The sequence below is a fragment of the Phycisphaerae bacterium genome, from assembly GCA_024102815.1.
In the GTDB taxonomy this organism is placed as follows: Bacteria; Planctomycetota; Phycisphaerae; order UBA1845; family UBA1845; genus JAGFJJ01.
The window spans coordinates 165,522-180,549 of sequence record JAGFJJ010000048.1 but is presented as its reverse complement, the minus strand read 5'-3'; the positions used below and the strand labels follow the sequence as shown (position 1 = coordinate 180,549).

At 62.2% G+C, this 15,028-nt stretch carries 15 protein-coding genes; 14 read left to right on the top strand and 1 reads right to left on the bottom strand.

Translation table 11 applies throughout. The features are described from left to right. The first annotated feature begins 36 nt into the window (after positions 1-36). The 4 genes from J5J06_11820 (at position 37) to J5J06_11805 (ending at position 4,023) form a co-directional block, all read left to right on the top strand. Entirely contained in the window at positions 37-2,178 is a 2,142-nt protein-coding gene (locus J5J06_11820) for a tetratricopeptide repeat protein (GenBank protein MCO6437768.1), read from the top strand. Positions 2,179-2,394: 216 nt separating this feature from the next. Continuing rightward, complete coding sequence (locus J5J06_11815) at positions 2,395-2,811, top strand: NADH-quinone oxidoreductase subunit A (protein ID MCO6437767.1); 417 nt, start codon at positions 2,395-2,397, stop codon at positions 2,809-2,811. Positions 2,812-2,834: 23 nt separating this feature from the next. Beyond that, entirely contained in the window at positions 2,835-3,437 is a 603-nt protein-coding gene (nuoB, locus tag J5J06_11810) for an NADH-quinone oxidoreductase subunit NuoB (protein ID MCO6437766.1), read from the top strand. 124 nt (positions 3,438-3,561) lie between these two features. Beyond that, positions 3,562-4,023 carry an NADH-quinone oxidoreductase subunit C gene (locus J5J06_11805; GenBank protein MCO6437765.1) on the top strand — a complete coding sequence of 154 codons (462 nt, stop codon included), beginning with the start codon at positions 3,562-3,564 and terminating at the stop codon, positions 4,021-4,023. Positions 4,024-4,031: 8 nt separating this feature from the next. On the opposite strand, the gene J5J06_11800 is transcribed toward J5J06_11805, so the two are convergent. Beyond that, the gene (locus tag J5J06_11800) at positions 4,032-4,259 is read right to left on the bottom strand and encodes a hypothetical protein (protein ID MCO6437764.1); all 228 of its coding nucleotides are present in this window, start codon (positions 4,257-4,259) and stop codon (positions 4,032-4,034) included. A 132-nt stretch (positions 4,260-4,391) separates the two neighbouring features. On the opposite strand from J5J06_11800, the gene J5J06_11795 reads away from it, so the two are divergent. The 10 genes from J5J06_11795 (at position 4,392) to J5J06_11750 (ending at position 14,972) form a co-directional block, all read left to right on the top strand. Then, entirely contained in the window at positions 4,392-5,657 is a 1,266-nt protein-coding gene (locus J5J06_11795; protein ID MCO6437763.1) for an NADH-quinone oxidoreductase subunit D, read from the top strand. 30 nt (positions 5,658-5,687) lie between these two features. After that, positions 5,688-5,891, top strand: coding sequence for a type II toxin-antitoxin system HicB family antitoxin (locus J5J06_11790; GenBank protein MCO6437762.1), 204 nt, complete (start codon positions 5,688-5,690; stop codon positions 5,889-5,891). Beyond that, positions 5,888-6,094 (top strand): type II toxin-antitoxin system HicA family toxin, encoded by a 207-nt coding sequence (locus J5J06_11785; protein ID MCO6437761.1) that lies wholly within the window; start codon positions 5,888-5,890, stop codon positions 6,092-6,094. The genes J5J06_11790 and J5J06_11785 overlap by 4 nt, the downstream gene beginning before the upstream one ends. A 24-nt stretch (positions 6,095-6,118) precedes the next feature. Further along, entirely contained in the window at positions 6,119-6,808 is a 690-nt protein-coding gene (locus tag J5J06_11780) for an NAD(P)H-dependent oxidoreductase subunit E (GenBank protein MCO6437760.1), read from the top strand. A 2,320-nt stretch (positions 6,809-9,128) separates the two neighbouring features. After that, positions 9,129-9,428 carry a hypothetical protein gene (locus J5J06_11775; GenBank protein ID MCO6437759.1) on the top strand — a complete coding sequence of 100 codons (300 nt, stop codon included), beginning with the start codon at positions 9,129-9,131 and terminating at the stop codon, positions 9,426-9,428. Between the two features lie 197 nt (positions 9,429-9,625). Next, complete coding sequence (locus J5J06_11770; protein MCO6437758.1) at positions 9,626-10,975, top strand: hypothetical protein; 1,350 nt, start codon at positions 9,626-9,628, stop codon at positions 10,973-10,975. A gap of 42 nt (positions 10,976-11,017) precedes the next feature. After that, positions 11,018-12,325 (top strand): NADH-quinone oxidoreductase subunit NuoF, encoded by a 1,308-nt coding sequence (gene nuoF / locus J5J06_11765; protein MCO6437757.1) that lies wholly within the window; start codon positions 11,018-11,020, stop codon positions 12,323-12,325. A gap of 335 nt (positions 12,326-12,660) precedes the next feature. Next, positions 12,661-12,867 (top strand): hypothetical protein, encoded by a 207-nt coding sequence (locus J5J06_11760; protein MCO6437756.1) that lies wholly within the window; start codon positions 12,661-12,663, stop codon positions 12,865-12,867. A gap of 52 nt (positions 12,868-12,919) precedes the next feature. Next, positions 12,920-13,126, top strand: coding sequence for a hypothetical protein (locus tag J5J06_11755; GenBank protein ID MCO6437755.1), 207 nt, complete (start codon positions 12,920-12,922; stop codon positions 13,124-13,126). A 223-nt stretch (positions 13,127-13,349) separates the two neighbouring features. Then, the gene (locus J5J06_11750) at positions 13,350-14,972 is read left to right on the top strand and encodes a (2Fe-2S)-binding protein (GenBank protein MCO6437754.1); all 1,623 of its coding nucleotides are present in this window, start codon (positions 13,350-13,352) and stop codon (positions 14,970-14,972) included. Positions 14,973-15,028 lie beyond the last annotated feature (56 nt).

Sequence of the window (15,028 nt, the reverse complement as noted above, 5' to 3'; positions counted from 1 at the left end):
TCCCACGAAGCGTAAGGCGGCCGGAGAGCAGACATTTTGCAGCCCGTTTCCAGCAACCCGTCCCTGGAGCCAGCCACCGCTCCATCCCGAGGCGAACTCGCCCTCCCCGTGGTGAGTGCCGCGCCGAACGTACAGCGCAAGTCGCGCATGGCGCGCCGCCGCGCGGCTGTGCTCATCACCGTCCATCTGCTCATGATCGCCCACGTCATCCACTGGCTGCTGGCCGGACGAACCCTCTCGCCGGTCGAGCCGTCGGAGGCCATGTACACGCTCGACCGCGGCTACCTGAACGCGGGTTTCATTTTCTTTGCCACGGCCATCGTCGCGACCCTGATCTTCGGGCGCTTCTTCTGCGGATGGGGTTGCCATTTCGTCGCCTACCAGGATCTGTGCGCGTGGCTTCTGCGACGCGTCGGCATCCGCCCCAGGCCCCTGCGCGCCCGGCTGCTTGTGCTCGCCCCGCTTGCCTTGGCCCTGTACATGTTCGTCTGGCCGAGTGCCTATCGCTGGGCAACGGGCACCCCCCGCGCGGCAATGAGCAATCACCTGTTCACGGCCGATTTCTGGCAGACGTTCCCCGGACCGATCATCGCCGTCCTGACCGTCCTCGTGGCCGGCTTCGCCATCGTGTACTTCCTGGGGTCCAAGGGATTCTGCACCTATGCCTGTCCCTACGGAGCATTCTTCGCCCCCGCCGATCGCCTCGCCCCGGGCCGGATTCGCGTCACCGACGACTGCAAGCACTGCGGACACTGCACCGCGGCATGCAGCTCCAACGTGCGCGTCCACGACGAAGTCAAACGATTCGGCATGGTCGTCGATCCCGGCTGCATGAAGTGCATGGATTGCGTGAGCGTCTGCCCCAACGACGCCCTCTATTACGGTTTCGCCCGCCCATCGGTCGCTGCCCGGCCCGTATCCGCGCCGAAACGACGGACGTTCGATTTCACGCTCGGCGAGGAACTGGTCATGGCGGCCGTGGGCCTGGCCACGCTTCTTGCCCTTCGCGGACTGTATGACCTCGTGCCGCTCCTGTTTGCCATGGGGCTCGCGGCGATGACCGCTGTCGTCGTCTTGAAGCTCTATCGCCTCGCCCGCGACGCCAACGTTCGCTGGCAGAACTTCTTGCTGAAGCGTGGCCGGCGCTGGACCGGCCCGGGTGTCGCCTTCGCGGCGCTCTCTTTCGCGTGGATGGTCGTCGTCGCGCACAGCGGGTTCGTGCAGTGGGCTTCGTGGCAGGGGAAACGCGGCGCGGCGGCGCTCGCCTTGGGCGACGACATCTGGCAGCCGGGTTCGGCATGGACCGAACGCGCCGACGAGGAGCAGCGCGCCACGGCCGCCACCGCGATCCGGCAACTCCAGCGCGCCGATCGCTGGAGCCTGCTGCCAACACCTTCCATCTTGCAGGACATGCTTTGGCTGCACGTGGCCCGCAACGATCTGGACGCCGCCGAGGGAGTTCTCCACCGCCTCATCGCAAGCCGTCCGCACGACGCCGAGCCGCAGCGGGCGCTCGGAAACCTCCAACGCAAGTCCGGAAGGCTCGCCGAAGCCGAGCAGGCATTTCGCGCCGCTCTGACACTCGATCCGCAGAATCGCGCCGCCCGCGACGACTTGATCGCTCTCTTGTTGCAGGCGGGAAATCTCGACGATGCCCTGCGCGAAGCGCGACTCGCGGCAGACGAAGCGGGCACGACGATCAACGCCCGCCTGCGCCCGGCCCGCATCCTCTTGCAGGCAGGTCGATTCCTCGACGCCCGGCGCGAACTCGCGCGCCTCGTTCAGGAGGAGCCGAACCGCAGCGAAATCCACCTGCTCCTGGGCATCGTCCAGGCGAACCTCGGGGAGCAGGGACAGGCGCTCGATTCCATGCGCCGGGCTGTTCGCCTCGATCCCGATCAATCCGATGCGCGCTACAACCTGGGCATGATCCTGCTCGCCCGCGGAACGGTTGGCGAAGCCGTCGACGAACTCACCCAGGCCGCGCGCCTTGATCCCGCACGGCCGATCTACCACTACAACTTGGCCGTCGCGAACTTCATGAACGGCCGACCCGACCTCGCCCTCCCTGCAATCCAGGAAGCCATGCGTCTCAACCCGGACGATGCCGACGCCCGAGCGTTTCTCGATGTCGTAAAAAGCCACCTTGCGGCGAGCACCGCTTCCGACACGCCCTGACCCGCCGCGCGAGAATCTTGGGGAATCCCGTCCTCCACCGCCGTCGTGGAAGTTGACCGTGACCGAGCGACCCGCTGCCGCTCGATTCGCGCGTGGCCTGCTCGGCCCTTCCCGTATACATTTCCCAGAGTGCCCGGTAGGATGGGCCGCCCGTGCAACGAGTGGCAAGAACCCGATCGCGGCGCCGCGATCGCGGGCGCATCGGACGAGTTCAACATGACTCCGACTTCAGTGGAACAGTACGCGGCCCTGGGCGTCGTCGTGCTCCTCGTGGGATTCGTCGCCGTGGCCATGCTGGTCATCGCCCACACCTTGGGGCCTAAGCGCCACGGCCCGGTCAAGGACAGCACCTACGAGTCCGGCATGCCCGTGCTTCAGGACACGCGGCGGCGCTTTAACGTCCGGTTTTACATCGTCGCCGTCCTGTTCCTGTTGTTCGATGTTGAGATCATCTTCATCTGGCCCTGGGCCAAGGTTTTTCACCACGCCGCGGCCACCGGCACTACCATCCCCCTGGGGGATGGAACGCTTGCCGGCAAGGGCTTTCTGCTGGCGGGCATGGGTATATTCTTCATCCTGTTGGTGTTCGGACTGATATACGAATGGCGCAAGGGCGCCTTCCAGTGGGAGTAACCGACGATTCTTGGCGTGACGGCATGAGCGATATTCAGACAGGTACGACACCCTACCAGGCAAGCAAGGAAGAGTTCCTGGCCACGCGGCTGGACCACGTGACCGACCTCATCCAGAAAATGGGCATCAATTGGGCGCGTAAAAACTCGCTCTGGCCCATGCCCTTTGCCACCGCTTGCTGCGGGATCGAACTCATGGCCACCGGGGCAAGCCGCTACGACATCGGCCGATTCGGTGCAGAGGCCATGCGCTTCACGCCCCGCCAGTGCGACCTGCTCATCTGTGCGGGGCGCGTGGCCATCAAGAACATGCGCGTCCTCCAGCGCATCTACATGCAGATGGCCGAACCCAAGTGGGTCATCAGCATGGGTGCCTGCGCCAGCACCGGCGGCGTGTTCGATACCTATGCCGTCGTGCAGGGCATCGATCAGTTCCTTCCCGTGGACGTCTACGTTCCCGGCTGCCCGCCCCGACCGGAAACCCTCCTCGAGGGCGTCATGCTGATCCAGCGATTGGTGGACCAGGATGGGATCAAGTCCAGCGCGCAGCGCGGCAAGGGCCTGCGCCTGGTCGTGCCCGCGCCGCAGCAACGGCTGATCGACCTGAACGTGCCGGGACGAAACTGATGGGCAACGCGGAACACCGCCTTCGGCTTCCGCGATCGTGGGATGGATTGAAGTGACGACGAGTCATTCGCTGATCGAAGTGCTCCAGGCACAATTCCCGGATGTCGACTTCGCCCCGGGCCCGCTGCTCAAGGTCCGCGACAAGACCAGAGAACAGTTGTGCGTCCGCGTTCCGCCGGATCGCCTGCTGGAGGTGTTCCGCTTCCTGCACGACGACCCGCGCTGCGCCTTCGAGCAACTGGCCGACCTCACCTGTGTGGATTACCTGAACTTCCCCAAGGCCCGCGATCGCTTCGGCGTGATCTACGCGCTGCTCTCCATTACCCACGGCCACCGCCTCTGGGCAAAGTGCTTCGTGAATGATCCCGAGCCGGCCGTGCCGACCGTGACCGGTATCTGGCAGGGAGCCGAATGGATGGAGCGCGAAGTCTGGGACATGTTCGGCGTCCGCTTCAACGGCCATCCCGACCTGCGGCGGATTCTCACATGGGAAGGTTTCGGGGCGTTCCCCCTGCGCAAGGACTATCCCCTGCGCGGCCAGGGCGAGCGCGAGGACTTCGAGCGGCTCACGCGGGATAGCGCGTAGGAGAAAAGCTAGGTCTGAGCGGCTTTGCCGTTTGATATGTGGATGGATGTGACCATCAGGAGATCGACCAGGTCCCAGGAGTAATCCTCGTTGGTTATGATAATGGCCCGGCCTCCGGGGAACTGTGCCAGAAACTCCGGATGCGGGACGTGAATTACCCGACCGTCGGCAACGTAAAGGTCGAAGGGTTGAAAGGGCCGGGCGGCGTGAGCTTTTCGAAGAGCTTCATTGTTCATCGGAGTTAACTCCGCGGCCGGAATGCGAGCTTCATGGCGTCCCCATGATTGTAGCCAATTGCGGGAGTGAAGCACAAGTGATGGCGAATACCCCGCAAATCGCGGTCGCTGTGACGCATTGAAAGTACGATAATGACAACGACTCCCGCAACCTCGCAGTACGCCGGCGCCACCTACGCTCCCGAGGAACCCGGCGGCGATGTCTGGGTCCTCAACCTCGGACCGCAGCACCCCGCCACGCACACCACGCTCCGCCACGTCCTCGAGCTCGACGGCGAGCGCGTGCTTTCCTGCACGGTGCACATCGGCTACCTCCACAGCGGGTTCGAAAAGCTCGGCGAGCACCTCAACTACAACCAGTACGTCGTCGTCACCGACCGCATGAATTACGTCTCGCCCATGGCCAACAACATCGCCTGGCACGACGCCTGCGAAAGACTCTTCCAGATCGAGCTCACGCCGCGCTGCAAGGCCATCCGCACGATCATCGCCGAGCTCGCCCGCATTCAGGACCACCTGCTCTGCGTCGCCGCGGCCGGCCTCGACCTCGGCGGCTTCACCGCCTTCATGTACCCCTTCAACGCCCGTGAGACGATCTACGATCTGTTCGAGGAAATCTGCGGAGCACGCTTCACCACCAGCTACACCCGCGTCGGCGGATTGATGCAGGACATCACCCCGGCCTGGCCTGCAAAAGTAAAGAAGTACGTCACCGACGAGTTACCCCGCGCCCTGGAAGATCTCGAAAGGCTGCTGACCCGCAACCGCATCTTCATCGAGCGAACCAGGGGCATCGGCTACCTCAGCAAGGAGGACGCCATCAACTGGAGCTGGACCGGCCCACACGCCCGCGCCAGCGGCGTCCGTCGCGACCTCCGCAAGGACGAGCCCTACCTCTGCTATGCCGACAACTGGGACGGCCAGGGCGCGCCCGCCGTCAAGTTCAAGGTCCCCGTCGGCAGCGGCGGCGACTGCCTCGCCCGCTACCAAGTGCGCCTGGCCGAGATGCGCGAGTCGGTGAAGATCATCCTTCAACTCGTGGACAACATCCCCGACGGGCCCATCAACGTCCTGCCCGACGACAAGAAAACGCTGCCCAACAAGAACGAGGTCTACTTCAGCATCGAAGGACTCATCCACCACTTCGAGCAGATCATGACCAACCGCGGGTTCGAGCCGCCCGTCGGCGAGGCCTACGGCGCCAACGAAACCGCCAACGGCGAGCTCGGCTTCTACCTGGCCAGCGACGGCGGCAACTGCGCCTACCGCGCCCGCTGCCGCCCGCCGTCGTTCATCAACTACCAGTGTTTCGAGAAACTCGTCGTGGGCCACAAGGTCAGCGACGTCGTGGCCGTGCTGGGGAGCCTCAACATCATCGCCGCGGAGTTGGATCGATAAGCAACCAGCTCGCACATATGTGGTGTTTCTATGAAGCTGAAAGTCGTCGTCCATGAAGCGGAGGAAGGTGGCTATTGGGCGGAGGTCCCGGCAATCCCCGGATGCGCTACACAAGGGGAGACTTTTGAGGAGTTGCTGAAGAACATCTACGAAGCCGTTGAGGCGTGCCTGTCCGTTGAGTTGAAACCGGCGAAGCGCTCGCGCGGACGGCGCGTTGTGGAAATCGTGGTTTGAAGCAGGTCACCGGCAGAGCGCTGATCAAACTTCTCCGTCGCCATGGATGGGAAGTTCTTCGAATTCACGGGAGCCATCACGTGATGGGTAAAGAGGACTCGAATGTCCGCTTGTCCATTCCCGTGCATGGCAACAAACCGTTGAAGACCGGCCTGGTGAGTCATCTGCTGAAGATGGCCGGACTCTCGGAATCTGATCCATAGGCTGATTCAAAACAAGGGTTTATCGTGAGCTGGCAGACCATCAATCGCAACGAAACCGTCGTGGACCCCAAGGCTCCCCCCGTCCTCTCCGAGGCCGTCCGTGAGAAAATCCGCGGCTTCTTTCCCCGCTACCAGACCAGACGCGCCGTGCTCCTGCCCGCCCTCCACATCGTGCAGAACACCCTCGGACATCTCTCCTGGCAGGCCTTGATGGAAATCGCCGAGGTTCTCGACATCCACCCCTCCGAGGTGATGGACACCGTCTCCTTCTACACGCACTTCTGGACCCATCCCAAGGGCAAGAAGGTCATTACCGTCTGCCGCAGCATCTCCTGCGAGGTCCTGGGCGGACCGGCCGTCCTCGAAGAAATCAAGCGCCAACTCGGCATCGACGAGCACGGCACCTCTGCCGACGGCCGGTACAGCCTGGTAACGGAAGAATGCCTCGCCGGCTGCGACCACGCCCCCTGCATGCTCATCAACGAGCGTATGCACAAGCGCGTCAAGCCGCAGGACGTGGCCAGGATCCTGGCCGACGCCGACAACGACAAGCTCTCCATGCCCCGCAGCACCCTCTTCGACCCCCCCGAAGAAAACGGAAAACCCGCGGTCCCCAAGCCCGCGTCACCCGGCCCGGATGCCACCACCGGCGAACCCGTCGACAACGTCATCGGAACCACCTCCGACGTCCGCGAGATGCGCGACGCCGACTGACCGCACGGCCTTGTAGTCTTGTAGCTTAGTAGGGTGCATCTTGATGCACCGGACGGCAAAACCGATTTGCGCCGTGTGCCATGCCCACACCCCATCGGGATGCTCTTGAATGGCTTGGCCGCCCGCTGCGATGCGTCGCACGCAGGATTCGCTTGACACACCTCGGTAAAGGCGCTGTACAATCGGCGACTCAAGCGGCTGGTTGGAATGTGAAACTGGAGACGTGGACGTGATTTCACTGAGTCATGGCCCTCTCTGCTTGCTCGCGTACGAAGGGCAAGCCAGTGCTACGCCCGTATTTTTCTGGCCGTTTTTTCGATACTTTGTCTTGATTATCCCCTGGGTGGTGCTCCGCGTGGCGACAAAACGCGCAAGCAGTCGCCGAGCGTTCGTAACGATTACATTTTGTGCTATCTTGTGGTGCCTTTTGATATGGCGATGGGATCCTCGGGCAGCCATTCCGGATTCCGAGACGTATGGTAGATATGCGCAGGCGATATTCCTGTCCTATCCGTTCGTGATCTTGCTTGCATGTATTCTATTCTTACGGCTTGCTGTCCGCGTTGTGCGAGTGGAGTATGCGGGAATGGAAGCGGGCCGCAATGGGACAAGCAGTGATGTATTGCGGTCTCTGGATGACTTCGTCCCTGTAGGGGCTACTCTCGTCATAGTTATGATCTTGGCGGTGGGCTACTGGTTCGCCGGCGTTGCTGCGATCGAGCAACACGAGAGAGTCATCGAGACGGGTTGGATGGGGCCTCTATCCAGGAACGGATTGTTTGTTCACACAATCGAGTCAGACGCGTTTTGGCTTTTCGTCATGATGCCGGTTGGATACGCCGTACTCCTGATGGGTTGCAAAGGGCAGAGGGATCGTGTTGCCCTGCTGCTCTGGTCTCTGTGGTGGATATATGCGATTTTCGGGGCACCTTGGGCTCACAGCGATGATTGGTGGATGGCAAGATACGTTATCGATGTTGACCGAGGTGTATTCGAGCTCGGGCAAGCAGGTTTCTACTTACTGAACAGTCCACTCATTCCTCCCAACGGCGGTCCTTATTTTGCCAGCCTTGCGTTGATATTCACCCCCGCGTATACGATTGCCTTCGCGATAATGCTCACCCGAATCGTGCGCCGTTGGCGCCGTCCGGGTCAACATTGTATTCGTTGCGACTACGATCTCACTGGGCTTGAGTCCGACCGTTGCCCCGAGTGTTTCACGCGATTCAGTCCGCGGAGACCCAGACGGGGTCCCAGTTCCGTAGGGTGCGTCCCCTGACGCACCTCTTCAACGTGTGCCATGCCCACGCGTCGCTTCGAGGTGTGGGCATGCTCTTGAACTGCGCCGACGGGTGGCATGGCCAAGCCCGTTCGGCAAAGCCGGGACGAGGCCCCGCCATGGGCTTGCCTCAAGAGGCAGTCGGTATCTTGATGCACAAATTGAAAAGACGACAATAATCCACCGTGCCCGCGTCCGTTCGATGGAACGATGAGCGTTCGACGTCTTTCTTCACGCTTGCAGCCCATGGGCGTCGCCCGTGACTTGAACAGAGAAAGACGCATCAAGATGCCACCTACCCAACGTCGCTCGCTGTCGGTTGACGGCAGCGAGGTAACCCAGTCGATTCTTGTCGGGCACGTGCCGCGAGGACAAATTCGTGTCCAACAGTTCGGAACAGCTTTCAGGAAAAGCAAAGCCGGCGGAGCCGAAGCCATCCCGGAACCGTATTCGCCGAAAGCTCGTATTTCTCGCCGCCCTGTTCCTCTTCCTTGCATTACCGATTACTTATCTCTGGGCTTTCTGCAACCTTGCCTTCCATTCCAAGGAATGGACAAGCAGCCGCACCGATTCGGCGATCGAACGAGGGTTGGATTACCTCTGCCGTTCCAGTGCATTTGCGAAATCCTTGGAAGAGGAGGGGGAAGCTGCACCCCACCACTTTCTCCTGAAACGCGTTCTCCGGCGACACAACTCCCCGTGCCTGTGCGATCAAATGGCACGCGCGTCCGATCTCAATCGCGAAAACCTTCAATGGCGAGTGTTCTTCGGCCTGCCGGGGTGGCCCCGCGACGCATTGACACCCCAGGACATGGCTTGGATTCAGGCGTTCTTGTCCACCCGCCGCGAGGATTTCTATGCCCAGTGGCTCATCCACGCCCTCTACCCCACAGAGACTCGCTTGAATGAAAGGACGAGCGGCTGTTTCGCAATCCTTCGCTTCTCAAAGGCAGTTACAAGCTAACGCACGCCCTGCTTGCCTATCTTTGGTTGCAGGAAATCGATCCCGTCGAGGCGAACCGCCGGGGAGTAGAAAGACTCGTGCTGTCGGTCAATGGCAGACTGCGCTGGATTCAATCCTGGGATCCATTCACAAGCGATATATACAACGAGCGCATCGCATTCTGGCTCTATATGGATGACCCGCCGGCGGTCCGCCAACGTTGGATCGAGAGGATACTGCTCTCACAGAATGCGGACGGCGGATGGACCTACCATCGCTCCCTGGGGCGGACTTTGGGGCAGCTTTTCGGCTATGACGCCGGCGCCGGAAAGAGCGATCCCCACGCGACATTCCTCGCGCTCTTGGCTTTGTCCGAGTACGCCGCGGCGGCGAATTAGCCGGGTAGTCCGGCGGGTGGCATGGCCAAGCGAGGTAGGGTGCATCTTGATGCACCATGGCTTCGTAGCCTGTGTCCCCCGACGCACCTCTTCCACGTCCGCCCTGCCCACGCCTCTCTGCCATACTCTTGGATCGCCCCTCGCCCGGCCGGCACCTCCCTCTGGACTCCGCCCCCCCACGACGTGACCATAACCCCATGGCCGTGCCACCCGTGCCACCCGCCAACGGATCGACCCCGAAGGGCGCCATCGCCGCGCCTAAAAAAATGCCCGCGCGCTCCGACCCCTCTTCGCCAAAGGACAATCCCGAATCGAAATCCCGCCGCTTCCGCTACCACGCCGAAGACTGGCTCTGCCTCCTGGCCGTCTACGTCGCCTTCTTCATCCTCTTTGAACCCAAGCTCTATCGCCCCGGCATCGTCTTCGACGGCAACGCCAACGCCCAGATCGCCGAGGCCCAGGCGTGGTGGCAAGGCCGGCTCGACGTGCCCAAGCGCTGGCTGGACACGGCCGTGTACGACGGCAAGTTCTACAGCCACTTCCCCCTGCTGTTCACCATCATCTCGGCCGCCGTCGTGCCCTTCTTCGGCGGCGTGCCGCACTGGATTCTCGTCCTGCTGGCGCTCCCCGTCCCCTTGCTCTGCTTCGAACTCTGCCGGCGCGTGAGCGGCTCTCCCCAGTGGGGCGCGGTCCTCGGCGTCGGACTGCTCTCCGGCACGTCGCTCTGGCCCGTGCTCAAAAAGGTAGTCATCGGCGCCAGCCCCTACCACGTGAACCACGTCCTCGCGACGATGGCCCTGCTCGCGTTCCTGATCGAATGGTTCGGCCGGCGGCGCGTGTGGGCTTGCGGTTTGACGTTGCTCCTCGCGACCCTCGCCCGTCAGCTCACCATTGGCCTGGCCCTGCCCCTCGTCTGGCTCGCCTGGCGCGAAGGCGACCCGGCCGGGCGGTTCCGCCGGATGGGCATCGTCGCACTCTTCCTGACCCTTGCCGTTGGCGTTCCGCTCTTGGCCAATACACTCAAGTTTGATCGGCCCTGGAACTCCGGCTACATGCTCATCTACGAGGGAAGAACCGACGATATGTTCGCCCGCGATGCGCGAGCCCACGGCCTGTTCTCGCCGTACTTTCTGCCGCGCAACCTCTACTATATGAACGCCGGGTTTCCGAACCTGTACCGGATCGAATCGGAGGGACGGCCGCAGTGGTTGCTCAAGCCCAACCAGATGGGAACCGGAATTTGGTGGACGACCCCGGTTCTCCTCTTTCTGCTGGTCGGAATTCGTCGTATCCTTCGTGATCCGCCCCGGCGGATGCTGCTGGGCGGCGCGTTGCTGACGATCGCGGCGCTGCTGCTATTCCATGCGACAGGCGCGTACCAGCGCGGGTACAACCGCTTCTCGCTGGACTATGTTCCCGTCCTCTTCGCCCTCGCGATACCGGCGGCGACGAGGTCGGGATGGCGCTGGCTGACGCCGGTGCTCGTGGTATGGAGCGTGCTGTACTTCCGATTCATCATGCAGTGGCCCTTTGTTCGCATATTGTGAAGGAGTGCTGAATTAGTTGAGCGTTCAACTAATAAATAAAGCATGAGCAAGTACGAGACAGTTTTGCTGAAGAACGTCGGGGTGCCGGACTCTCAGACGCTCAAGGTCTACGAGTCGCGCGGCGGCTACCAGGGCGCCCGCAAGGCGCTCAAACTGGCGCCCGACGAGGTCGTGGAGGAAGTCAAGAAAGCGAATCTGCGCGGCCGGGGTGGAGCCGGCTTCCCCGCGGGTGTGAAATGGGGATTTCTGCCCAAAGACCGCAAGTCGACCCTGCTTTGCGTCAACGGCGACGAGTCCGAACCGCCCACATTCAGCAACCGCGTGTTGATGGAGCACGACCCCCATCAGCTCATCGAAGGGACGATCATTGCGGCCTATGCTACCCGTTCGCAAACCGCCTACATTTACCTCCGCGTGGAGTTCCACGAGCAGTTTCACGTGGTACAGCGGGCAATTGATGAGGCCTATGTGGCGGGCTACCTGGGGAAGAAGATATTCGGAAGTGATTATTCGCTCGATATTTACGTTCATCGCGGCGCGGGAGCCTACGTTTGCGGCGAGGAGACGGGCCTGATCGAATCGCTGGAGGGCAAGCGCGGCTGGCCGCGGATCAAACCGCCGTTCCCAGCAGTGGAAGGGCTCTTCCGCCAGCCCACGGTAGTCAACAACGTCGAGACGCTGTGCAACTTGCCGCACATCATCGAGCGCGGAGCATCGTGGTTCACGAGCATCGGCCCGTCTCACAGCACTGGGCCGAAGCTTTTCTGCATCAGCGGGTCAGTAAATCGGCCGGGGTGCTACGAAGAGGCGATGACCATTACCGTGCGCGACCTGATCGAGCGCCCGGATCTTGGCGGGGGAATGCTGCCGGGCAAGAAGGTCAAGGCCGTGCTGCCGGGCGGGGTTTCGATGGGCGCGCTGACGGCCGACGAACTGGATATGAAGCTCGACTTCGACGACCCGCGGAAGTACGGGTTGCTGGGACTTGGCACGTCGGCGGTGGTGGTGATCGATCAGGACACGGACATGCGGATTGTGCTGCGGAACCTGGCGCGATTCTACGGCACGGAGTCGTGCGGGCAGTGCACGCAATGTCGCGAGGGCACGATGTGGATGTACAAGATCGCCTCGCGGATTGCGGAGGGCGCCGGGCGGATCGAGGATCTGGACATCCTGCTTGAAACGTCGCGCAATATGGGCATGATGCCGGGCTTGAGCATCTGCGGCCTGCCTGACGGAGCAACGTACCCCATCGAGACGGTGGTGAAGAAGTTCCGCGGCGAGCTGGAGGATGCGATTCGGAACCAGCCGGCGGGAAGGGTGCAGGAGCGGCTGCGGGTGTTGAATTAAGATCGACCGCGCCATGAGGGTGGCGCGCTTGGGATGTGACGGGGAAGCTTGAGAGTGGGTATTCGTTTCTACGCGGACATAGAAACGGACAGACCTCATATTGAGCGTCACGGCGTGTCGACGTCGGAGGTTGAAGAGGTACTTGGCAGGCCCAGTGAAGATCGACCGGGCCGCGACGGTTCTCGAGTAGCGATCGGCAGGACGCAAGGTGGCCGGCATTTGCGGGTCATCTATGTCGTGGAGGGCGGAAGGGACCATTTGTTCGTCATTACGGCGTACGAACTGCGAGGCAAGCCCTTGCAAGCTCATAAGCGCCGCATGCGTCGGAGAAAGCCATGAATCCCGACCGATTCCCGAAGGGCTGGAGTGAGGATCGCGTTCGGCGCGTATTGGAGCATTACGAAAAGCAGACGGAAGATGAAGCCGTGGCTGAAGACGAGGCTGCTCGAGAGGATCCGACGCAAGCGTTGATGGAGATTCCGCTTGACCTTGTACCCGACGTTCGGGAGTTGATTGCTAGAAAATCGGCATCGAATGGATGAGGGCGGGTGTTCCGAGGGAAGCCTTGGACGCACGAATCAGTGGACAGGGCTCATGACGAAATCGGCGATCAAGCAGGCATTCCGAAGGCTGGAGACGGCCGACCAGACGGAAGTGCTAGGGCAGCTGGCTGCGGAGTTTGCGAAATCGCCCGGCGAAGCGGATCGACAGGACGCCACGGTGTTTCAGAAACGGCGTCGCGAGAAAAGTGATGCCGTGCCGCCCGTGGAGGTGAAAACGAAGCTGCGCGCCGCGCGATAGTCGGCTCAACGGGACCAGAGAAACGAATTCGGAAGGGTGATTGCGAAATTGAGGGATGGCGATCGGCGGTGGGTAGATGGTGAAGGCATGCGAACCGCGTGTCTGGCGCCACGCGAACCGCATGCCCTGCTTTCCTGAATGGTTCGCATGGCGGAACCTGCGAAGTCAGAAGGCGGCTGGCCGCAATAACTGAAGACCGTCCGCAGAGAACAGCGGATCGAAAATGCCCAAGATCATCATTGACAACCAGACCATCGAGTGCCGGGCGGGGGTTCCCGTGCTCCAGGCCGCGCTGGAAGCCGGGTGGGACGTGCCGCACTATTGCTACCACCCCGGGCTATCCATCGTGGCGTCGTGCCGGCTCTGCCTGATGGAAATGAAGATGCCGGACCCCAAGACGCAGGAAATGGTCTGGTCACCCAAGCTTGTGCCTTCCTGTCAGACTCCCGTGCGCGACGGAATGGAGGTCCGCTTCGACTCGGAAAAGGTCAAGCAGAACCAGTCCAACTGCATGGAGTTTTTCCTGCTGAATCACCCGCTGGATTGCCCGGTGTGCGACCAGGCGGGGGAGTGCTATCTCCAGGATTACAGCTACGAGTTCGGCCACGCCACTTCGCGGATGGTGGACCTGAAAATCAAGAATCCCAAGAAGGACGTGGGCCCGAAGACGCTGCTTTACCAGGACCGCTGCGTGATGTGCACGCGGTGTGTCCGTTTCGCTGCGGAAGTTTCCGGGACGTATGAACTGTGCGTGGTGAACCGCGGGGCGCGGGCGGAGATCGACGTGTTCCCGGGCAAGCCGCTGGACAACCCGTTGCAGGGCAACGTGGTGGACATCTGCCCGGTGGGCTCGCTGCTGGACAAGGACTTCCTCTTCAAGCGCCGCGTGTGGGAGCTCAAAGGGGCGGAGTCGATCTGTCCGGGCTGTGCCACCGGCTGCTCGATCCGCGTGGATCACGCGGACAATCGGATCTACCGCCTCAAGCCGCGCTACAACCCCAAGGTCAACCAGTGGTGGATGTGCGACGAGGGTCGCTTCGGTTGGAAGTACGTTCACGATCGCACGCGGATCGCCCGGCCGAGGGTCAAGCGGGGGATGGAAACCACGTACCCGACGTGGGACGCGGTTCCGGAGATCGTGCGTTTCCGGTTCGAGGAGCACGTCCGGGAGAAGGGCGGCGAAGGCGTGGCCGTCGTGCTGTCGCCGTTCCTGTCTTGCGAAGAGGCGTGGCTGATCGTGAAGTTCATGCGCGAGGTCGCGCCGGATGCGGCGCTGGTTCCCGGGCCGGTGCCGACGGAGGGGGAGGATCAGACGTTCCCGGCCGGGGCGTCGGGCGAGAAGATCAAGTTCACCATTTTGAATGAGAAGTGTCCGAACCGGCGCGGCGTGGAGGCGGTCATTGCCGGCGCGGGCGGTCGATCGCTTTCGTTTGCCGAGTTCGTGGAGCAGGCCGGGAAGGACACGTTCTCCGCGGCGTGGATCGCCGGGGGGTATCCGAAGAACTGGGTCGACAAGGACACGGCCAAGATTGCGGCGAAGATAGGCCTGCTGGTCGTGCAGGACATGTTCGAAAACGCTTTCACGGAGGCAGCGACGATCGTGCTGCCCGCATGTGCGTGGGCGGAGCGGGAAGGGACGTTTATCAATGCCGGCGGCGTGGCGCAGGGGTTCGAGCGGGCGGTTCAGCCTCCGGAGGGTGCCAAGCGCGACGGGCAGTACCTGTACGAGATTGCCGGGCTGGTGGGATTGTTTCTTCCGGAGAGTGTGCGGGACATGATGGCCGGGGATGTGCCGGCGATGAAAGAGGTCTACGAGCCGCCGGCGCCGGTCGTGCATGCACACTGAAGAATGCGGAATTGTGAATGCGGAATGAAGAAGGGCGCGGTACGGCGGACTTTTCC